We start from the raw sequence: 19,215 nt of genomic DNA on the forward strand, positions 1-19,215 counted from the left end.
GGTGACCTCATGAGAGCCGCCGTCGTCGACGTCCGCGGGCTGCGGGTCGAGCTCGACGATCGCCCGGTGCTGCACGGCGTCGACCTCCGCGTCGTCGAGGGCGAGGTCGTCACACTCCTGGGCCCCAACGGATCGGGCAAGTCCACGCTGGTGCGCTCGACGGTCGGCCTGGTGCCGGTGGCCGCCGGCGAGATCCAGCTGTTCGGGACCCCGCTCAAGTCCTTCCACGACTGGTGGCGGGTCGGCTACGTGCCCCAGCGCACGACGGCGGCCGCCGGGGTTCCGGCGACGGTGCGCGAGGTGGTCGCCGCCGGCCGGTTGGCCCGGCGCACGCTGTTCCGGCCGGCCCGCAAGGCCGACCGCGACGCCGTCGACCACGCCATCGAGCTGGTCGGGCTGGCCGAGCACGCCGGGCGCAGCGTCGCCAGCCTGTCCGGCGGGCAGCAGCAGCGGGTCCTCATCGCCCGCGCCGCCGCTTCCGAGCCTGACCTGCTGGTGCTCGACGAGCCCAACGCCGGCGTCGACCGGCGCAGCCAGGAGGCGTTCGCCCGGGCGCTACGCACGTTCGTCGCGTCGGGCCGCACGGTGCTGCTGGTGCTGCACGAGATGGGGCCGCTCGCGCCGCTGGTCGACCGCGGCGTCGCCCTCGAGTCCGGCCGCGTCGTCCACGACGGCCCGCTGCCGACGCCGTCGATGACGCTGACCGGGGCGCCGGACCACCACGACGACCATCGCGAGGACTACGGGGCGGGCCTGTTCGGATGAGCTTCCTCGACTACGACTTCATGCAGCGGGCGCTGATCGCCGCCGTCCTCACCGGGCTGGCCGCGCCCGCCGTCGGCACCTACCTGGTGCAGCGGCGGCTGGCGCTCATGGGCGACGGGCTCGGGCACGTCGCGCTGACCGGTGTCGCCGTCGGCCTGCTGACCGGCTGGGCGCCGGTGTGGACGTCGGTGGCGGTCGCCGTGCTCGGCGCGCTGGCCATCGACGCCGTCCGCGCCAAGGGCCGGGCGTCGGCCGACGTCGCGCTGGCCATGCTGTTCTACGGCGGCATCGCGGGCGGCGTGCTGATCACCGGGCTGGCCGGCAGCACGGCGGCAACGCTCAACACGTACCTGTTCGGCTCCATCACGACGGTGTCCTCTGACGACCTGTGGGTGGTCGCCGTCCTGGCGGTCGTGGTCATCGCGCTGGGCGTGGGCCTGGCGCCGCAGCTCTTCGCCGTCTGCCAGGACGAGGAGTTCGCCCGGGTCAGCGGCCTGCCGGTGCGGCTGTACAGCATGCTGATCGCCGTCATGGCCGCGGTGACGGTCACCGTCGCCATGCGCACGGTCGGGCTGCTGCTGGTCAGCGCGCTCATGGTGGTGCCGGTCGCGACGGCGCAGCAGCTCACCCGCAGCTTCCGGACCACGTTCGCGCTGGCCATGGCGCTCGGCGTGGTGCCGTCGCTGGGCGGCGTGGTCTTCTCGTACTACGTCGACGTCGCGCCGGGCGCGAGCATCGTGGTCGCGTCGCTGTGCGGGTTCGTGCTGGCCTGGCCGCTGGGCTCGCTGCTGCGGCGACGGCGCAACGCCCGTTCCGTCAACGGCGAGGACCCGCGGGTCACCGGGGCGCACGTGCCCACCGAGCAGCACCCGCACCAGCACGACGACGAGTGCGGCCACCCCAAGGTCGAGCACGGCGACCACTCCGACTACCTGCACGACGGCCACCTCCACGCCGCGCACGGACGCCACTACGACGAGCACTGACCCGTCATTGTCGGTGCCATGCCGCAGAATGGGCCGAGTGAACGGGGTGAGTACGGCAGGCGTCGAAGACCTCCTGCGCGAGCAGGCGCCACAGGTGCTGGGTGCGCTGGTGCGGCGGTACGGGCATTTCGACGCCGCCGAGGACGCCGTCCAGGACGCTCTGCTCGCCGCCGCCGTCCAGTGGCCCGACGCCGGCGTCCCCGACAACCCACGCGCGTGGCTCATCACCGTCGCGTCGCGGCGGCTCACCGACCAGCTGCGCAGCGAGTCCGCAAGGCGCCGGCGCGAGGAGTCGGCGGCCGCGCTCACGCCGTCGGCCGACCAGTTCACCGCGCCGCCCGCCGACGAGGCGCCGGCCGACTCCGACGACACCCTGACGCTGCTGTTCATGTGCTGCCATCCGTCGTTGTCGGCGCCGTCGCAGGTGGCGCTCACGCTGCGCGCCGTCGGCGGCCTCACCACCACGCAGATCGCGCGGGCGTTCATGGTGCCCGAGGCGACCATGGGTCAGCGCATCAGCCGGGCCAAGCAGAGCATCAAGACCGCCGGCGCCCGGTTCGACCTCCCGCCCGAAGAGGACCGCGCCGACCGCCTGCGCACCGTCCTGCACGTGCTGTACCTGATCTTCAACGAGGGCTACACCGCCACGTCCGGCGCCGACCTGCAGCACGTCGAGCTCGCCGCCGAGGCGATCCGGCTGACCCGCCAGGTGCACCGGCTGCTGCCCGACGACGGCGAGGTCACCGGGCTGCTGGCGCTCATGCTGCTCACCGACGCGCGCCGGCCGGCCCGCACCCGCCCCGACGGCAGCCTGGTGCCGCTGGCCGAGCAGGACCGCGGTCTCTGGTCGGCCAAGGCCGTCGACGAGGGCGTGGCGCTGGTCACCGCCGCCCTCCAGACCGGCGACGTCGGGCCGTACCAGGTGCAGGCCGCCATCGCCGCGGTGCACGACGAGGCGCCCACGGCCGACGACACCGACTGGCCGCAGATCCTGGCGCTGTACGAGGTGCTCGAGCGCATCGCGCCCAACCCCATGGTCACGCTCAACCACGCCGTCGCCGTCGCCATGGTCCACGGGCCGCGGGCCGGGCTCGACCTCCTCGCGACGCTGGCCGACGACACCCGCCTGGCCGAGCACCACCGGCTCGAGGCCGTGCGCGCACACCTGCTCGAGATGGCCGGCGACACGTCCGCCGCGCGCGACGCGTACCGCCTCGCCGCACAGCGCACCACGAGCCTTCCGGAACAGCGCTACCTCGAGGGCAAGGCGGCCCGGCTCACCTCCGCGGAATGATCACTGTCGACTGTGCACCTGGTCATGATCTAGGAATTGCGATGATCACTCACTTCGAACGATTCATCCCAGCCCATGACGAATGCGCCCAACAACCGCGCGAACCTCCCGTCGTCGCCGTTGGGCCGGTCGGCCGGCCTGGGCCGCCACTCGGCCATTGCTTCGTCAACAACGTCGACAACGCGATACAGAGCGCGCCGAGTCCACATAATCTGGTCAGAGGAATGCCGCGGTTGCCGGCGAGAATGTGCCCGCTGAAGCGCTATCATGGCGCGTTCAATCGTGGCGAGTGAGTCATTCTCCGGTGCGCCCGCAGGCATGAGTCGTCGGTGCTCAGAGGAGCTGTCATGAACGGGTCGAGGGGGGCCGCGGACCGGCACCCGATCGGGTACTGGCTCAAGCTGGTCGATCGGCTGATCGACCAGTCGTTCGACGCCGTCCTGGGCAGCGCCGCCGTCACGCCCCGCCACTGGCAGATCCTCAACCTGCTCGAGGACGGCCCGGCCAGCTACGCGCAGATCGACGACGAAGCCGCGCTGTACCTCGCGCCGCACATGCCCACCGTCCGCCCCGTCGTCGACGACCTCTGCAGCCGCGGCTGGGCCGCACCCATCGGGCCCGACCGCGTGGCGCTCACCGAGACCGGCGTCAAGGCGCTGAACGACATCCAGGCGCGGGTCGCTGCCGACCGGCAGCGGGTCACCGAGGGCATCACCGAGGACGAGTACCGCGCCACCGTCGAGGTGCTCGCCCGCATGGCGACGAATCTCGGCTGGCGCGAAGAGCGCGACATGGGCCCGGTCTGACCCGCCTTGGGGCGGGATTCAGGGGATGCCGTCCCCGCCCACCATCACACAGCCGGCGCGGTGGGGTCGGCGCCCCCATAGCGGCGGTCGCGCCGGGCGTAGATCTCGATGGCTTCCCAGAGCCGGCGCCGGTCGAAGTCGGGCCAGAGGGTGTCGAGGAAGACCATTTCTGCGTACGCCGACTGCCAGAGCATGAAGTTCGAGGTGCGCTGCTCCCCCGACGGCCGGACGAACAGGTCGACGTCGGGGAGGTCGGGGTTGTAGAGGTAGCGCCCGAGGGTCCGCTCGTTCACCTTGTCAGGCTTGACGCGGCCGGCGGCGACGTCGGCGGCCAGCGCCGCCGCGGCGTCGCCGAGCTCGGCCCGGCCGCCGTAGTTGACGCAGAACTGCAGCGTGATGACGTCGTTGTCGCTGGTGCGCCGCTCGGCGTCCTGGAGCTCGCTGATCACGCTCTTCCAGAGCCGCGGGCGGCGGCCGGCCCAGCGGATGCGCACGCCGAGCGCGTCGAGCTCGTCGCGGCGGCGGTGGATGACGGTGCGGTTGAAGCCCATGAGGAAGCGCACCTCCTCGGGCGAGCGGCGCCAGTTCTCCGTCGAGAACGCGTACACCGACAGGCAGCGCACGCCGATCTCGATGGCACCGTGGATGACGTCGAGCAGCACGGCCTCGCCGGCCTCGTGGCCCTTGGTGCGCGGCAGCCCGCGGGAGTTGGCCCAGCGGCCGTTGCCGTCCATGACCAGCGCGACGTGCGCCGGCACGAGGTCCGGCGGAATGGGCGGCGGGACGGCTCCCGAGGGGTGCGGCGTCGGGGGCGTGTACGTGCGCTTCGTCTTCACCGTTCGGGCGTCACCGTTCCACCAGGCCGAGCGAGCGGAGCCCGCGTTCGAGGTGCCACTGCAGGAACGCCGCGGTGATGCCGCTGGCCTCGCGGCGGGTGCGCGGCTGGCTGGAGTCGGCCGCGGGCCAGTCGCCGCTGAGCAGCGCCGCCAGCAGGGCGACGGTGTCGGCCGACGGCGCCACCGTGCCGGACGGGCGGCACGACCCGCACACCATGCCGCCGGCCTGGACCGAGAACAGCCGGTGCGGCCCGTGCGCGTCGCAGCGAGCGCAGTCGGCGAAGCTCGGCGCGAACCCGGCGACCGACAGCCCCCGCAGCAGGTAGGCGTCGAGGACCAGGCCGGGGTCGTGCGCGGCGCCGGCGAGCGTGCGCAGCGCACCCACGAGCAGCAGGTACTGCTGGACGGCCGGCTCGCGTTCCTCGGCGGTGAGCCGCTCGGCGGTCTCGAGCATGGCGGTGCCGGCGGTGTAGCGCCCGTAGTCGTCGGTGATGCTCATGCCGTACGGCGCGATGGTCTCGGCCTGCGTGACGATGTCGAGCGTGCGGCCCGTGGCGAACTGGCAGTCGACGTGCATGAACGGCTCGAGCCGCGCACCGAACCGGCTGGTGGTGCGCCGCACCCCCTTGCCGACGGCCCGGACGCGGCCGTTGTTCCTGGTGAGCAGCGTGACGATGCGGTCGGCCTCGCCCAGCTTCTGGGTGCGCAGCACGACCCCTTCGTCACGGTAGAGGCTCACCTGTCCAGGGTAGCCGTAGCGTGGCGACTCCCCTGCTCCCGACGCACGGGTTCACGCCGGGGACCTCGGCGCGGCGCCCGCTGACAGCAGCGCCACACCGGCCGCCCGGGCCGCCGTCGTCGATTCCGCCGGCCGACCGGCGCGGTTCTGGACCCCGCGCCCGTGTAGACGCTGAGAACAAGCAGTTGGCCTCAGCGTCTACACGTCGGGCAGGGACATCGACGCCAAACCCCGACACGCCGGCGCCATGCGCGTCGCCGTGTGGGTCACTCGCGCCAGGATCGTCATGTCAGCAGGCCTTGACCCAAGAGCACTCGACGTCGTCGGGGAGGTCGACGGCGGGGATGCGGGTGCGGGTGGCGGCCGCCGCGCCGTCCTCGGTGTGGGTCGCGAGGCGGACGGCGATCGCGTCCTCCAGATCGCTCGGCTTGCCGCTCAGGTAGTCGTTGAGGACCACCGAGAAGACCAGCCGCCGGCCGTCGGCGTCGTCGACATAGCCCGACAGCGACGAGGCGCCGGTCAGCGAGCCGGTCTTGGCGTGCACGTTGCCGGCGGCCGGGGTGCCGGCCATCCGCGAGCGCAGCGTGCCGCCGACCATGCGGTCCGAGACGCCGGCGATCGGCAGCGCCTCGTGCCAGAAGTCGAACCAGGGCCGGTCCTGCGCGGCGACCAGCAGGTCGGCCAGCTCGGCCGCGGGGACGAGGTTGCGCCGCGACAGCCCGGAGCCGTCCCGGTTCGCGACGGTGGCGGTGTCGACGCCGTAGCCGGGCAGCTCGGCGCGCAGGACCGCCAGCCCGGCCGCCCAGGTGCCGGCGCCGGAGACCTCACGGCCCATCGCCTTGATCAGCACCTCGGCGTGGCCGTTGTTGCTGAGCTTGAGGAACGGGACCAGCAGCTCGCTCAGCGGCATCGACTCGTGCTCGGCGACGACGGTGGCGCCGGACGGGGTGACGCCGCGGCCGGTCCCGCCGGTGACCCGCACGCCCGCGGCGGCCAGCGCCTTGACGAACACGTCGGCGGCGTAGTCGGTGGGCTCCTCGACGCTGGCCCACTCGCTCGCACCGCTGCCGCCGGCCGCGACGGTGCCGGAGACGACGATGCGGTCGCTGCCGTGCTCGCGCTCGACGGAGACGTCGGTGGCGGTGCCCGTGGTCGCCTCGTTCACGATGGTGACGGCGTCGGTGTCCGGGGTGAGGGTGACGACGGCGTCAGCCCCGGCCGAGGCGCTCGGATCGACGTTCACGATGACGGTGCCCGCGTCGTAGTCGGTGTCCGGCGCGACGGTGAGCGCCGACACCGGCGCGGCGTAGTAGTACGGCTCGTCGTCCCAGGCCCAGTCGTTGCCGAGGCGCTGGTCGTCGAACCAGGTGTCGTCGGCCAGCACCCGCCCGGAGACCACGCGGACGCCGTCGTCGGCCAGCTGCGTCGCCAGCTCGGCGTAGTCCGCCGCCAGCAGGGTCGGGTCGCCGGTGCCGTGCAGGTAGAGGTCGCCGCGCAGCACCGGGCCGGTGCGCCCGGCCGTCGTCGCGACGGTGGTCGCGAACGTGTGGTCCGGGCCCAGCACGTCCAGCGCGACGGCCGAGGTCAGCAGCTTCTCGTTCGAGGCCGGCATCAGCCGCTGGTCGCCGTCGTGCTCGTAGAGCGTCTCGCCGGTCGCGGCGTCGCGCACGACGACGGACGCCTGACCGCCGTCCAGCCGCGGGTTCGCGAGGAGCGCGTCGAGGTCGGCGGTCAGGGCGTCGTCGGCCGCGACCGCGGCCGGGTCCGCAGCCGGCTCCGCCGCCAGCAGGTGGGAGGCGACGTTCCCCGTCACGACCAGCGCGGTGGCGCCGGCCGAGACGGCCAGGGTGCGGGTCCAGGTGGCCATCGTGGGGCTCCTCTTGGTCGGGAGCCGACACGATGGTCTATACCATTGGGACTGTCAAGATCCGGAGCGCGCCGCCGAGCGGTTGACGGCGCTGACGATCGCCTTGAGCGACGCGGTGACGATGTTCGGGTCGATGCCCACGCCCCAGAACACCTCGCCGCCGACCGAGCACTCGAGGTACGCGGCCGCCTTCGCGTCGGCGCCGGAGGTCAGCGCGTGCTCGGCGTAGTCGAGGACGCGGACGTCGTAGCCGATGCCGCGCAGCGCGTCGGTGAACGCGTCGATGGGGCCGTCGCCGCTGCCGTGCAGCACCTGCCGCTCGCCGTCGACGTAGACGCCGACCTGCAGGGCGTCGCGCTCCCCCGCCGCCGACGAGGTGTGCACCGAGTTCAGCGCCAGCGGCGTCTCGCGCTCGAGGTACTCGGCGCGGAACACCTCGCCCATGCGCGCGGGCTCGATCTCGCCGCCCTCGCCGTCGGTCAGCCCCTGCACGACGCCGGAGAACTCGATCTGCAGCCGGCGCGGCAGGTCGAGCTGGTGCTCGCTCTTCATGATGTACGCGACGCCGCCCTTGCCGGACTGGGAGTTCACCCGGATGACCGCCTCGTACGTGCGGCCGACGTCCTTGGGGTCCACCGGCAGGTACGGGACCTCCCAGGTGTGGTCCTCGATGGCGACGCCGGCGTCCTTGGCGTCGCGCTCGAGCGCCTCGAAGCCCTTCTTGATGGCGTCCTGGTGGCTGCCCGAGAACGCCGTGTAGACGAGGTCGCCGCCCCACGGGTGCCGCTCGGGGACCGGCAGCTGGTTGCAGTACTCGACGGTGCGCCGGATCTCGTCGATGTCGCCGAAGTCGATCTGCGGGTCGATGCCCTGCGTGAACAGGTTCATGCCCAGCGTCACCAGGTCGACGTTGCCGGTGCGCTCGCCGTTGCCGAACAGGCACCCCTCGACGCGGTCGGCCCCGGCCAGCAGGCCCAGCTCGGCCGCCGCCACCGCCGTCCCGCGGTCGTTGTGCGGGTGCAGCGACAGGATCATCGACTCGCGGTGCGGCAGGTTCCGGTTCATCCATTCGATGGAGTCGGCGTACACGTTCGGCGTCGCCATCTCGACCGTCGCCGGCAGGTTGACGATCATGCGGCGGTCCGGCGTCGGCTGCAGCACGTCGGCGACGGCGCCGCAGATCTCCGCGGCATAGTCGAGCTCGGTGCCGGTGTAGGACTCCGGCGAGTACTCCCAGTAGATCTCGGTGTCCGGGGTGATCGCCTCGGCGTACTTCTGCGCCGCCCGCGCCCCCGACGTCGCGATGTCGGTGATGCCGTCGCGGTCGAGCCCGAACACGACGCGCCGCTGCAGGATCGACGTCGAGTTGTAGAGGTGGACGATGGCCTGCTTGGCGCCGACCAGCGACTGGAACGTCCGCTCGATGAGGTGGTCGCGGCACTGCGTCAGCACCTGGATGACGACGTCGTCGGGGATCAGCTCGCCCTCGATGAGCTGGCGGACGAAGTCGAAGTCGGTCTGGCTCGCGGCCGGGAAGCCGACCTCGATCTCCTTGTAGCCCATGCGGACCAGCAGCTGGAACATGCGCATCTTGCGCTCGGCGTTCATCGGGTCGATGAGCGCCTGGTTGCCGTCGCGCAGGTCGACGGCGCACCACTGAGGGGCCGCGGTGATGCGCTTCGTGGGCCAGGTGCGGTCGGGCAGCTCGACGGCGATCTGCTCGTGGAACGGCCGGTACCGCTCGGCGGGCATGCCGGACGGCTGTTGCGCGGGCGGCCAGACGTTGGCATTGCTCATGGCGGTAGAGCTCATGGCGGAAAGGCTCCTGCTCGGGAAGGTCGAACACAGCGCGACCGGCAGCGCGAACTCACCGCGATGAGGGAGCCGGTCTAGCGGACCCCATCGCGGCAGCTAAGCAGGAGGCTGAAACGCCGCACGAGACGAGACTCTAGCACCCGCTCAGAAGCCGAGCTTGCCGAGCTGCTTCGGATCGCGCTGCCAGTCCTTGGCCACCTTGACGTGAAGGTCCAGGTAGACGGGGGTGCCGAGCAGCCGCTCGATCTGCAACCGGGCGTTGGTGCCGACCTCGCGCAGCCGGGCCCCCTTCTTGCCGATGACGATGGCCTTCTGGCTGTCGCGCTCGACGTAGAGGCTGGCGTGGATGTCGAGCAGCGGCCGGTCCTCGGGGCGGTCCTCGCGCGGGATCATCTCCTCGACGACGACGGCGATGGAGTGCGGCAGCTCGTCACGGACGCCCTCGAGCGCGGCCTCGCGGACCAGCTCGGCGACCAGCGTCTCCTCGGGCTCGTCGGTGAGCTCGCCGTCCGGGTACAGCGGTGGCCCCTCGGGCATCTGCGCCAGGAACAGCTCGGTGAGCAGCTCGACGCGGTCGCCCGACGTCGCCGACACCGGGACGACGTCGGCCCAGGCGATGCCGGTCTCCTCGCCCAGCGCGGCGACGGCGGCCAGCTGATGGGCGAGGCGGTCGGGCCGGACGAGGTCGCTCTTCGTGACGACGGCGATCTTCGGGGTGCGCCGGATGGCGGCCATCTCGCCGGCGATGAACCGGTCGCCGGCGCCGATGTCCTCGTTGGCCGGGATGCACACCCCGACGACGTCGACCTCGGACCACGTGGCGCGGACGAGGTCGTTGAGCCGCTGACCCAGCAGCGTCCGCGGCCGGTGCAGGCCCGGGGTGTCGACGATGACCAGCTGGCCGTCGGGGCGGTGCACGATGCCGCGGATGGCGTGCCGGGTGGTCTGCGGCCGGTTCGAGGTGATCGCGATCTTCTCGCCGACCATCGCGTTGGTCAGGGTCGACTTGCCCGCGTTGGGCCGCCCGACGAAGCAGCCGAAGCCCGAGCGGAAGCCTTCGTAGTCACCGATCACGGAGTCGAGTCTCCCATCTCGGGCGTTCTTACGATGCCGAGTTGTACGAGTGTCCCATTCTTTTGGTACGGTCGTACAGGAATTGGTTCTATGTTGGAGGACATCATGGCGTGGCTCTACGTGATCGTCGGCGGGCTGTTCGAGACGGCCTTCGCGGTCTCGCTCAAGGAGTCGCACGGCTTCACCCGGCTCTGGCCGACGCTGAGCTTCGCCGTCTCGGTGACGGTGAGCATGCTGCTGCTGGGCCTCGGCCTGCGCGAGCTGCCGGTCGGCACGGCCTACGCGGTCTGGACCGGCATCGGCGCCGCCGGTACGGCGATCGTCGGCATGCTGTTCTTCGAGGACCCGGCGACGTTCTTGCGCATCGCCGCCATCGGGTTGATCGTGTGCGGGGTGATCCTGCTGAACCTCGCCGGCGGAGGGGCGCACTGATGACCACCGCCAAGGGCGAACAACGCCGCGCCGCCCTGGTGCGGGCCGCCACCGAGCTGCTGCAGTCCGGCGGGCTCGAGGCGGTGGCGCACCGGGCGGTGGCCGGACGGGCCGGCGTGCCGCTCGGGGCGACGACCTACTACTTCGCCGACCTCGTCGAGCTGCGCCGGGCCGCCGTCGACGCCCTCGCCGACGCCGACGTCGCCCGCATGGCCGCCGCCGTCGACGCGCTGCCGGCCCGGCGCCGCGGTGGTGCCGCCGTCGCCCGCATGATCGCGACACTGCTGACGCCGGACGAGTACGGCGCCCTGGTCGCCTGGTACGAGCGGTACGTGCTGGCGGCCCGCGAGCCGCTGTTCGCGGCGGCCGCCCGGCGCACCAACGCCGCCGCCCGCGACGCGGTCGCGACGGTGCTCTCGCGTTCCGGCGTGGGGGCCGGGCTGCCGCCGCAGGTGATCCTGGCGGTGGTCGACGGCGCGGTCCTCGGCGCCCTGGCCGACGGTGCCGGCCTGACGGGGGTCCGCTCAGCCGCCGCCGACGCCCTCACCGTCGTCCTCGACAGCGCCAGCCGTCCTCGATAGCGCGGCCCGTCCTCGATAGCGCCGGCCGACTTCAATAGCGCAGACCGTCTTCTGCGTCCGCGTGGGCCGCTCAGAAGACGGCTCGCCCTATTGAAGTCGGCTCCCGCTATTGAAGTCGGCTCACGGCATCGAGGACGGCGGGCGGCATCGGAGGCGGGACCGCAGCAGACAGCGCGACGCCGGCCGGGGCGTGAACCCCCGGCCGGCGTCGGTGCTGCTGCGATCAGCGGCTGCTGCGGCGGCGCAGCGCCTCGTCGACCTCGGGGTCGCCGAGCTGGCTCAGCCAGGTCAGCAGCTCCGGGTAGGTCGACGGGTTGGCGGCGACGTACTTGCGCAGCCCCGGCTCCTGGGCGGCGATGTCGGCCAGGACCTGCAGCGGCGTGTTCGGGTCGAGCGCGGTGCGGGCGTCGAAGCCCGACGAGCCCGCGACGTCGTCGGTGACCGGCGGCTGGTCGACCCGGGTGGCGGGCTCGACCAGGGGCTGGTTGACGCGCGTGGCGGTGTCGTCGGCCGCGCTCCCGGCCGCGGCCTCACCGGCGGCGAGCCCACTGACCGGGCCGGGGCCGTCGCCGCCGATGCGACCGGACGGGGTGGCGGCGGTGCCGTTGCCCGTGCCGGACTCGCCGGCCGGAGCGTCGGTGACCGTTTTGGCCTCGTCGGCCGGGACCGCGGGGCTGGCCGGCACCTCGCCGTCGGCGTCGCCCTGGGCCTTCGCCTCGGCGGCGCGGGCGTCGGCCGCGGCCTTCGACTCCGTGACCCGCGCCTGGGCGTCCGCCTCGGCCTTCGCGGCGTCGGCCTTCGCCTTCGCCTCGGCCTTCGACTCCGCGGCCTTCGACTCCGCGGCCCGCGCGGCGGCGGCGCCCGAGGCGGCCGCAGTCGCACCGGTGGCCACGCCCGCCCCCGCCGGACGAGACGCCGTCGCGGACTCGCCCTCACCGGAGCCGGACCCGTTGCCGGGCAGCACGCTGCTGAGGCTGAGCTGGTTGGCGCCGATGGGCCCGTACTCCGACCGCACCGACGACGGCGCCGTCAGCACCACGAACAGGGCGAGCCCGAACACCCAGAGCACGCTGACGATCGTGGCGGTGACGATGTCGACGATGGTCTCGTCGGAGGCGCCGAGGATGGCGACGACGACGATGCCCAGCAGCAGGAACACCCCACCGGCCACGACGGCGATGGCCCGGCCCGCGTTGGCGTCGCGGACCAGCGCGTTGCGGCCGACCAGTGCGGCCAGCACCAGGATCAGCATGAGCACCAGGACGACGATGGCGATGCCGCGGCCGACGTCGGCGCCGATGATGTTCAGCACGAAGAACACGACGCCCGCGACGGCGGTGAGCATGACCAGCTCGAGCGCCCGGACACCCACCGCGGACCAGTAGCCGGCGCCGGCGGTGTGCGTGTACCGCGGCCGCAGGCCCGGCGCGGCCGCCGCGACCGCGATGGCCGGGACGAGGATGAGCTGCGGCCCGAACGTGCTGAGGCTCCACGCGTCGGCCATGGTGCCGTCGGCGCCGAGCTGCCACACGCCCACGAACAGCGCCGTCACGCCCAGCAGCAGGAGCACGTCGCGCCAGGCGGCGTCGCCGCGGAACACGCCCCACAGCGGCAGGGCGGCCAGCGCGAGGAAGAACACCATGGCGACGACGAGGTAGGTGATCTGCTCCCACTCGAGCACGTCGGCGTCGTCGGTGAGGAACGTGACGAGGCTGATGACGGTCAGCAGAGCGAAGAGCCCGCCGATGCCCAGCGTGATCCAGCGCCACAGGGCACCGTCGCCGCCGTCGGACGGGGTCTGCTCGGCCTCGCGGCCCTGCGCGGCCAGCAGCGCGCCGGCCAGGCCGAACATGATGCCGACTCCGACGCCGTCGCCGCCGTTCTCGCCCACGTAGCCGAGGACCAGCGTGATGAGCACGACGACGACGTAGGGCGCGTTGGCCGCGAGCCGGGCCAGCCGCAGCTCCGCGGTGCCCCACGACCCCGGCAGCACGCCGCCACGCTGCAGGTAGGGCAGCGCCAGGGAGATGACGGACAGCAGCGTCACGAGGATGACGTAGACCTTGCCCGTCACCGTGTCGGTGAGGTCCCACGGCATGCCGAACGAGACCAGGAGGAGCACGAGGGCGACGATGTCGCGGACGTAGTCGAGTGCCGGGATGTCCGCGAACGGGTTGCCGCGCCCCGCGGCGCCGGGCGTGCCGGTGCCGAGCGTGCCGCCGATGGGGCCGCTCTGGCGTGTGCCCGGCTGCCCTGCCGGCGGCTGTCCGGCCTGGGTCCGGCCCGCTGTGGCCTCCGCGGTCGCCGTCATGGGCGAGCCGCAGTTGCCGCAGAAGGCCGAACCGGTGGCCGGCGCCCCGCAGTTACTGCAGTAGTTCATTCGTCTCTCCGTCTCGGTCGGTCGCCTCGGAGGTCACGCGCGGGCAGCGCCGGACTCCGTATGCGCCAGGTGTGCCCCGGACTCGAACGGCCGCACGTTAGCGCACTCGGGTGCCGATGGCTACGAACGCAGCGCCGTGAGCGGCGTGCCGTCGGGGCCGGCGACGTACACGGGTATACCCGGTCCGCCCAGATCCGACACCACGACGACGTCCACCTGGCCGGGGACGCCGGTCGTGACGACGGCGGCCGCCTCGAGCCCCGTCGCGCCGCTGGACACGGCCGAGGCCACGGCCAGCTGCAGCGCGCTGAGGCGCAGCGACGGGAGCGCGACGTCGGCGGCCGCGTAGGTACGCCCGTCGGTGTCGCGGACGGCGGCCCCCGCGGCCACGCCGGTGCGGGCGCGCGCGGACCGGGCCAGGGTCAGGATCTTCGCGTCCTCGGGGTCGAGTGTGTCCCTCACTGGGCATGCTCCTCGTGCGGCTCGGTGTCGGTGACCTGAACGAGCCGGCTCACCCGGACGGTTCCGATGCGGTTGCGCCGGCCCGACGGGCCCTCGGCCACGAGGCGCAACCCGGCGACGTCGACCTCGGCCCCGGCGATGGGCACCCGGCCCAGCTGCTTGGCCATGAGCCCGCCGACGGTGTCGACGTCGTCGTCGGAGAGCTCGAGCCCGAACAGCTCGCCGAGGTCGTCGATGTGCAGCCGCGAGCTGACCCGGACGTCGCCGTCCTCGAGGGTCTCGACGCCGTCCTCGTCGGAGTCGTACTCGTCGGTGATCTCGCCGACGATCTCTTCGAGGATGTCCTCGATGGTCACCAGGCCGGCGGTGCCGCCGTACTCGTCGACGACGACGGCGACATGGATGCGCTGGGCCTGCATCTCGCGCAGGAGGTCGTCGGCCGGCTTGGAGTCGGGCACGAAGAACGCCGGCCGGAGCACGGAATCGATGCGCTCGACGGACTCGGCGTCGCGGTTGTCGTAGAGCCGGCGGGCGACGTCCTTGAGGTAGGCGATGCCGACGATGTCGTCGAGCCCGCCCGGCCCCACTGCGGGGATGCGGCTGAACCCGCTGCGCAGCGCCAGCGACTGGAACTGCCGCAGCGTCTTGCCGGCCTCGATGAACACGACGTCGGTGCGCGGCACCATGACCTCGCGGACGACGGTGTCGCCGAGCTCGAAGACGGAGTGGATCATCTGGCGTTCGCCGGACTCGATGATGCGGCCGGCCTCGGCGAGGTCGACCAGCTCGCGGAGCTCGGCCTCGGTGGCGAACGGTCCCTCGCGGAAGCCCTTGCCCGGCGTGAGCGCGTTGCCCAGCAGGATGAGCAGCCGCGGGATGGGCCCGAGGACCCGGGTGATGCCCAGCAGCAGGCCGGCGAAGGCCAGCGCGATGCCCTCGGCGTGCTGACGGCCCAGCGTGCGCGGCGCGACGCCGATGACGACGAACGAGACCACGACCATGCTGCCGGCGGCGACGAGCAGCGTCTGCCACCAGGGGTCGAAGTACTCCTCGCACACCACCGCGACCATGACGACGGCGGCGACCTCGCAGGCCATGCGCACCAGCAGGGCGGTGTTGAGCGCGGGGACGGGGTCGGAGGCGGCCCGGACCAGCGCGGCCGAGCCACGACGGCCGGCGCGGTGCAGCTCTTCGGCGCGGGTGCGCGAGATGCTGGACAGCGCCGCCTCGGACATCGCGAACAGCATCGCGACGATCACCAGCACCGCCGCCGACACCAGCAGCCAGACGGTGGACGCGCCACCGGCGGTGGTGGCGGTCTCCGCGGCGAGCACCGGTGCGGCGGGCAGCGGTGAGGCGAACATCAGCGGCCGCCCCCTCGGGCGTCCCGCCAGTCGCTCAGCAGCTGTTTCTGCAGCCCGAACATCTCTTTCTCCTCTTCCGGCTCGGCGTGATCGTAGCCGAGCAGGTGCAGGATGCCGTGCGCGGTCAGCAGCTGCAGCTCGTCCTCGGTGCTGTGGCCGGCGGCCTTGGCCTGGGTGGCCGCGACGTCGGGGCACAGGACGACGTCGCCGAGCAGCCCGGGCTCGGGCTCGGCGTCGTCAGGGGTGGGCCGCAGCTCGTCCATGGGGAACGACAGCACGTCGGTGGGGCCGGGCTCGTCCATCCACTGCACGTGCAGCTGTTCCATGGTGTCGGTGTCGACCAGCAGGATCGCCAGCTCGGCGAGCGGGTGGATGCGCTGGTGGTCGAGGACGAACCGGGCGAGGTCGGACAGCGTCTTCTCGTCGACCTCGGCGCCGGACTCGTTGTTGACCTCGATGGTCACGGGCGCCGGCCGGGAACGCGCGACCGCCCGTTGCCCCCTGCCGCCTCCTGCGCGGCGTCGTAGCGGGTGTACGCCTCGACGATCTCGCCCACCAACCGGTGCCGGACGACGTCGCGGCTGGTCAGACGGCAGAAATGGACGTCGTCGATGCCGTCCAGGATGCCCTCGACCACGCGCAGCCCGCTGGTGGTGCCGGCCGGGAGGTCGACCTGGGTGACGTCGCCGGTGATGACCATCTTGGAGCCGAACCCCAGCCGGGTGAGGAACATCTTCATCTGCTCGGCGGAGGTGTTCTGCGCCTCGTCGAGGATGACGAAGGCGTCGTTGAGGGTGCGCCCGCGCATGTACGCGAGCGGCGCGACCTCGATGGTGCCCTCGGTCATGAGCCGCGGGATCGAGGCCGGGTCCATCATGTCGTGCAGCGCGTCGTACAGCGGCCGCAGGTAGGGGTCGATCTTCTCCGACAGCGTGCCGGGCAGGAAGCCCAGCCGCTCGCCCGCCTCGATGGCCGGGCGGGTGAGCAGGATGCGGCTGACCTGCTTGGCCTGCAGCGCCTGCACGGCCTTGGCGACCGCGAGGTACGTCTTGCCCGTACCGGCCGGGCCGATGCCGAAGATGACGGTGTGCTTGTCGATGGCGTCGACGTAGCGCTTCTGGTTCAGCGTCTTGGGCCGGATGGTGCGGCCGCGGTTGGAGAGGATGTTGGCCGTGAGCACCTCGGCCGGGCGCTCGCCGGTGCGGGAGCGCAGCATGGACACGGTGCGCTCGACCGCCTCGGGGGTCATGCCCTGACCGGTGCGCAGCACCGCCACCATCTCGTCGATGACGCCCTCGGCCTCGGCCATGTCGCCCGGCCGGCCGGTCATCGTGATCTGGTTGCCGCGCACGTGGATGTCGACGCCGGGGAACGACGACTCGACGACCTTGATGAGCTCGTCACCGGAGCCGAGCAGACTCACCATGGAGATGCTCGTCGGGATGACGATGGTGTGCTGGGCGGCCTGCTGGTCGGCCTGATCTGTCTTCGTCATGGGCGGCCCCCGCTGGGCCTCTCACGCCTACTTCCCGTCTCGATCACGCTGTTCAATGGTTGTCTTGAATGCTACCCGCGAGGGCTGACAAGTCATTCCGAATAAACCGGCTCCGTCAGCCGGGCGGCCAGGTCATGGCCCGCCCGCCGAGGACGTGCACGTGCACGTGGAACACCGACTGACCGGCCTCGGACCCCGTATTGAACACCAGCCGGTACGCCTCGATTCCCTCGGCCGCCGCGACGGCGGCGGCCTCGCGGACCAGTTCGGCCAGCGTGTCGGGCGATTCGGCGGCCAGCGACGCGACGTCGCGGTGGTGCTCGCGCGGGATCACGAGGACGTGCGTCGGCGCCTGCGGCGAGATGTCGCGGAACGCGAGGGTCCGCTCCGACTCGCGCACGACGTCGGCCGGGATCTGCCCGCCGGCGATCTTGCAGAACAGGCAGTCGGCGTCTGCGCTCACGGTGCCTCCGGTGGTTCGGGTAGCAGGGATCGTAGGGCACCCGGGTGGCGCGGAGGTGACGCCGTCGCCGTCGTCGATGCAACCGGACCCGCCCGCCGCGCGTCATCACCATGAACGACCACCGCGGGCGGGGTGTCCTGACCGGCGCCCTCGCCGCCCGACCGTACCCTCTGGAGCCATGCCGAACCCGCCCGACGAGCAGCCGTCCGACCCCTCCCAGCCCGCGCCGGCCGATCGTCCGCGCCGGCGCCGCCGCAACCGCCGCATCCTCGTCGGGGTGCTGATCACCCTCGTGGTCCTGCTGGTCGCGGTGGCCGGCGGTGCGTTCTACTTCGTGAACCGGCTGTCGTCGAACATCGAGCGGATCCCCGACGCGTTCGACATCCCCGAGACCGCGCGCCCCACCGAGTTGCCGGGCGACAGCATCACGTTCCTGCTGGGCGGCCTGGACGGCGAGGACAAGGTCGACGTCTACGAGCCCGGCGCGGCGCGCACCGACACGATCATGCTGGCGCACTTCCCCGAGGGCCGCGACCGCGGCTACCTGGTCTCCATCCCGCGCGACACCTACGTCCCGATCCCCGGTCACGGCGAGAACAAGATCAACGCCGCGTACTCCTTCGGCGGGCCAGCGCTGTTCGTGCAGACCGTCGAGGAGCTCACCGGCATCCGCGTCGACCACCTGGCGCTCATCGACTGGAACGGCTTCCAGGCGCTCACCGACGAGCTGGGCGGCGTCACACTCACGTTCGACGAGGAGACCCAGCTCGCCGACGACACCACGCTGCCGGCCGGCACGCACACCCTCACCGGCGAGCAGGCGCTGCAGTACGTCCGCGACCGCAAGGACCTCCCCGGCGGCGACTTCGACCGCGTCAAGCGCCAGCAGAACTTCCTCCGCGCCCTCATGAACGAGCTGGTGTCGTCGGGCACCCTCACCGACCCCGGCAAGGTCAACGGCGTCGCCGGCGCCATCGGTGAGGCCGCCCGGGTCGACGAGGACCTCAGCGCGTTCGGCATGGTTGACCTCGCGCTGTCCATGAACGGCCTGCGCGCCGACGACATGACCTTCCTGACGGTGCCCACCGACGGCACCGGCATGGCGGGCGCGCAGAGCATCGTCGTCTACGACGAGGCACGCGCGGACGAGCTGTGGACGGCGCTCAAGGACGACGACGTCGACGCCTTCCTCGCCGCCAACCCCGACCTCGTCACCGGCGCGGACGTCCAGTAGCGGTGCTGTGACCGCGTTCTCCTGAAGATCGGCGGCCTGATCCCCTACGGTGGGCCCGCGATCCGGTAAACCAGCGCCGGGGGCAACGCGTCTGTAGGGGTATGTGGTGCAAGACAGGACCGGGTCCGACGCCGACGAGGCGATCACCGACCTGTACGCGGCCCACTATGTCCGGCTCGTCCGCATGGCGACGCTGCTGCAGGTCAGCGAGGCCGTCGCCGAAGAGGTCGTCCAGGACGCGTTCGTCGCTCTGCACCGGCGCTGGCGGCGGCTGCGCGATCCCGCCGCCGCCGTCGCCTACCTGCGCACGTCGGTCGTGCACGGCTGCCGCAGCGTGCACCGCCGTCGCGGCGTCGCGGCCCGCCACCCCGAGGACCCGCCCGCCCATGCGCCCAGCGCCGAGCAGGTCGCGGTCGGCGGCGCCGCAGCGGACGCCGTCGTCGAGGCCCTGCGCGGGCTGCCCGACCGGCAGCGCGAGGCGCTGGTGCTGCGCTACTACGGCGGGCTGTCGGAGTCGGAGATCGCCGGCGCGATGAAGATCAGCAACGGCGCCGTCAAGAGTCATGCGTCGCGGGGCCTCGCCGGCCTGCGCGACGCCATGGCGGAGTGGTCGTGAGGAGGC

19 protein-coding genes are annotated in these 19,215 nt (G+C 72.4%); 8 read left to right on the forward strand and 11 right to left on the reverse strand.

The window, feature by feature from the left end; all coding sequences use genetic code 11:
• Positions 1-9 precede the first annotated feature (9 nt).
• The 4 genes from HD601_RS32475 (at position 10) to HD601_RS32490 (ending at position 3,851) form a co-directional block, all read left to right on the forward strand.
• Complete coding sequence (locus HD601_RS32475; protein ID WP_184829119.1) at positions 10-765, forward strand: metal ABC transporter ATP-binding protein; 756 nt, start codon at positions 10-12, stop codon at positions 763-765.
• On the forward strand, positions 762-1,751 hold the full coding sequence (locus HD601_RS32480; RefSeq protein WP_184829121.1) for a metal ABC transporter permease: 990 nt from the start codon (positions 762-764) through the stop codon (positions 1,749-1,751). The genes HD601_RS32475 and HD601_RS32480 overlap by 4 nt, the downstream gene beginning before the upstream one ends.
• Positions 1,752-1,779: 28 nt before the next feature.
• Positions 1,780-3,045, forward strand: a complete 1,266-nt coding sequence (locus HD601_RS32485) for an RNA polymerase sigma factor (RefSeq protein ID WP_184829123.1) — start codon at positions 1,780-1,782, stop codon at positions 3,043-3,045.
• A gap of 347 nt (positions 3,046-3,392) precedes the next feature.
• Positions 3,393-3,851: a MarR family winged helix-turn-helix transcriptional regulator gene (locus HD601_RS32490; protein WP_184829125.1), complete on the forward strand. Its 459-nt coding sequence runs from the start codon at positions 3,393-3,395 to the stop codon at positions 3,849-3,851.
• 44 nt (positions 3,852-3,895) lie between these two features.
• On the opposite strand, the gene HD601_RS32495 is transcribed toward HD601_RS32490, so the two are convergent.
• The 5 genes from HD601_RS32495 to era all read right to left on the reverse strand — a co-directional run bounded on the left by HD601_RS32495 (position 3,896) and on the right by era (position 10,182).
• Positions 3,896-4,687 carry an isoprenyl transferase gene (locus HD601_RS32495; RefSeq protein WP_184829128.1) on the reverse strand — a complete coding sequence of 264 codons (792 nt, stop codon included), beginning with the start codon at positions 4,685-4,687 and terminating at the stop codon, positions 3,896-3,898.
• Between the two features lie 10 nt (positions 4,688-4,697).
• Positions 4,698-5,426 carry a DNA repair protein RecO gene (gene recO / locus HD601_RS32500; protein ID WP_184829130.1) on the reverse strand — a complete coding sequence of 243 codons (729 nt, stop codon included), beginning with the start codon at positions 5,424-5,426 and terminating at the stop codon, positions 4,698-4,700.
• 289 nt (positions 5,427-5,715) lie between these two features.
• Positions 5,716-7,293 carry a D-alanyl-D-alanine carboxypeptidase/D-alanyl-D-alanine endopeptidase gene (gene dacB, locus HD601_RS32505; RefSeq protein WP_184829132.1) on the reverse strand — a complete coding sequence of 526 codons (1,578 nt, stop codon included), beginning with the start codon at positions 7,291-7,293 and terminating at the stop codon, positions 5,716-5,718.
• 54 nt (positions 7,294-7,347) lie between these two features.
• Entirely contained in the window at positions 7,348-9,105 is a 1,758-nt protein-coding gene (gene leuA / locus HD601_RS32510) for a 2-isopropylmalate synthase (protein WP_184829134.1), read from the reverse strand.
• Positions 9,106-9,252: 147 nt separating this feature from the next.
• The gene (gene era, locus HD601_RS32515; RefSeq protein WP_184829138.1) at positions 9,253-10,182 is read right to left on the reverse strand and encodes a GTPase Era; all 930 of its coding nucleotides are present in this window, start codon (positions 10,180-10,182) and stop codon (positions 9,253-9,255) included.
• A gap of 105 nt (positions 10,183-10,287) precedes the next feature.
• On the opposite strand from era, the gene HD601_RS32520 reads away from it, so the two are divergent.
• Both HD601_RS32520 and HD601_RS32525 read left to right on the forward strand, forming a co-directional pair.
• Complete coding sequence (locus tag HD601_RS32520) at positions 10,288-10,614, forward strand: SMR family transporter (protein WP_184830324.1); 327 nt, start codon at positions 10,288-10,290, stop codon at positions 10,612-10,614.
• Entirely contained in the window at positions 10,614-11,195 is a 582-nt protein-coding gene (locus HD601_RS32525) for a TetR/AcrR family transcriptional regulator (protein ID WP_184829140.1), read from the forward strand. Before HD601_RS32520 ends, HD601_RS32525 begins: the two co-directional genes overlap by 1 nt.
• A 223-nt stretch (positions 11,196-11,418) precedes the next feature.
• Here the strand turns inward: HD601_RS32525 and HD601_RS32530 are convergent, their stop codons facing one another.
• The 6 genes from HD601_RS32530 to HD601_RS32555 all read right to left on the reverse strand — a co-directional run bounded on the left by HD601_RS32530 (position 11,419) and on the right by HD601_RS32555 (position 17,359).
• Positions 11,419-13,575: a zinc ribbon domain-containing protein gene (locus HD601_RS32530; protein ID WP_184829142.1), complete on the reverse strand. Its 2,157-nt coding sequence runs from the start codon at positions 13,573-13,575 to the stop codon at positions 11,419-11,421.
• Positions 13,576-13,695: 120 nt separating this feature from the next.
• The gene (locus tag HD601_RS32535; protein WP_184829144.1) at positions 13,696-14,037 is read right to left on the reverse strand and encodes a cytidine/deoxycytidylate deaminase family protein; all 342 of its coding nucleotides are present in this window, start codon (positions 14,035-14,037) and stop codon (positions 13,696-13,698) included.
• On the reverse strand, positions 14,034-15,401 hold the full coding sequence (locus HD601_RS32540) for a hemolysin family protein (RefSeq protein ID WP_184829146.1): 1,368 nt from the start codon (positions 15,399-15,401) through the stop codon (positions 14,034-14,036). Before HD601_RS32540 ends, HD601_RS32535 begins: the two co-directional genes overlap by 4 nt.
• Positions 15,401-15,865 (reverse strand): rRNA maturation RNase YbeY, encoded by a 465-nt coding sequence (gene ybeY / locus HD601_RS32545; RefSeq protein WP_069113707.1) that lies wholly within the window; start codon positions 15,863-15,865, stop codon positions 15,401-15,403. Before ybeY ends, HD601_RS32540 begins: the two co-directional genes overlap by 1 nt.
• Complete coding sequence (locus HD601_RS32550; RefSeq protein WP_184829148.1) at positions 15,862-16,896, reverse strand: PhoH family protein; 1,035 nt, start codon at positions 16,894-16,896, stop codon at positions 15,862-15,864. The genes ybeY and HD601_RS32550 overlap by 4 nt, the downstream gene beginning before the upstream one ends.
• A 115-nt stretch (positions 16,897-17,011) precedes the next feature.
• Positions 17,012-17,359, reverse strand: coding sequence for an HIT domain-containing protein (locus HD601_RS32555; RefSeq protein ID WP_184829149.1), 348 nt, complete (start codon positions 17,357-17,359; stop codon positions 17,012-17,014).
• Positions 17,360-17,537: 178 nt separating this feature from the next.
• On the opposite strand from HD601_RS32555, the gene HD601_RS32560 reads away from it, so the two are divergent.
• Positions 17,538-18,593, forward strand: coding sequence for an LCP family protein (locus HD601_RS32560; protein ID WP_184829152.1), 1,056 nt, complete (start codon positions 17,538-17,540; stop codon positions 18,591-18,593).
• 103 nt (positions 18,594-18,696) lie between these two features.
• The gene (locus tag HD601_RS32565; RefSeq protein ID WP_184829154.1) at positions 18,697-19,209 is read left to right on the forward strand and encodes a SigE family RNA polymerase sigma factor; all 513 of its coding nucleotides are present in this window, start codon (positions 18,697-18,699) and stop codon (positions 19,207-19,209) included.
• The last annotated feature ends 6 nt before the right edge of the window (positions 19,210-19,215 follow it).

Source organism: Jiangella mangrovi, assembly GCF_014204975.1.
Classification (GTDB): Bacteria; Actinomycetota; Actinomycetes; order Jiangellales; family Jiangellaceae; genus Jiangella; species Jiangella mangrovi.

Bases quoted from the DNA above. Each gene is read 5' to 3' on its own strand.
- HD601_RS32490 (WP_184829125.1), top strand. From the start codon at position 3,393: ATGAACGGGTCGAGGGGGGCCGCGGACCGGCACCCGATCGGGTACTGG.
- HD601_RS32560 (WP_184829152.1), top strand. From the start codon at position 17,538: ATGCCGAACCCGCCCGACGAGCAGCCGTCCGACCCCTCCCAGCCCGCG.
- HD601_RS32520 (WP_184830324.1), top strand. From the start codon at position 10,288: ATGGCGTGGCTCTACGTGATCGTCGGCGGGCTGTTCGAGACGGCCTTC.
- HD601_RS32475 (WP_184829119.1), top strand. From the start codon at position 10: ATGAGAGCCGCCGTCGTCGACGTCCGCGGGCTGCGGGTCGAGCTCGAC.
- HD601_RS32485 (WP_184829123.1), top strand. From the start codon at position 1,780: ATGGGCCGAGTGAACGGGGTGAGTACGGCAGGCGTCGAAGACCTCCTG.
- HD601_RS32530 (WP_184829142.1), bottom strand. From the start codon at position 13,575: ATGAACTACTGCAGTAACTGCGGGGCGCCGGCCACCGGTTCGGCCTTC.
- leuA (WP_184829134.1), bottom strand. From the start codon at position 9,105: ATGAGCTCTACCGCCATGAGCAATGCCAACGTCTGGCCGCCCGCGCAA.
- HD601_RS32540 (WP_184829146.1), bottom strand. From the start codon at position 15,401: ATGTTCGCCTCACCGCTGCCCGCCGCACCGGTGCTCGCCGCGGAGACC.
- HD601_RS32525 (WP_184829140.1), top strand. From the start codon at position 10,614: ATGACCACCGCCAAGGGCGAACAACGCCGCGCCGCCCTGGTGCGGGCC.
- dacB (WP_184829132.1), bottom strand. From the start codon at position 7,293: ATGGCCACCTGGACCCGCACCCTGGCCGTCTCGGCCGGCGCCACCGCG.
- HD601_RS32550 (WP_184829148.1), bottom strand. From the start codon at position 16,896: ATGACGAAGACAGATCAGGCCGACCAGCAGGCCGCCCAGCACACCATC.
- HD601_RS32480 (WP_184829121.1), top strand. From the start codon at position 762: ATGAGCTTCCTCGACTACGACTTCATGCAGCGGGCGCTGATCGCCGCC.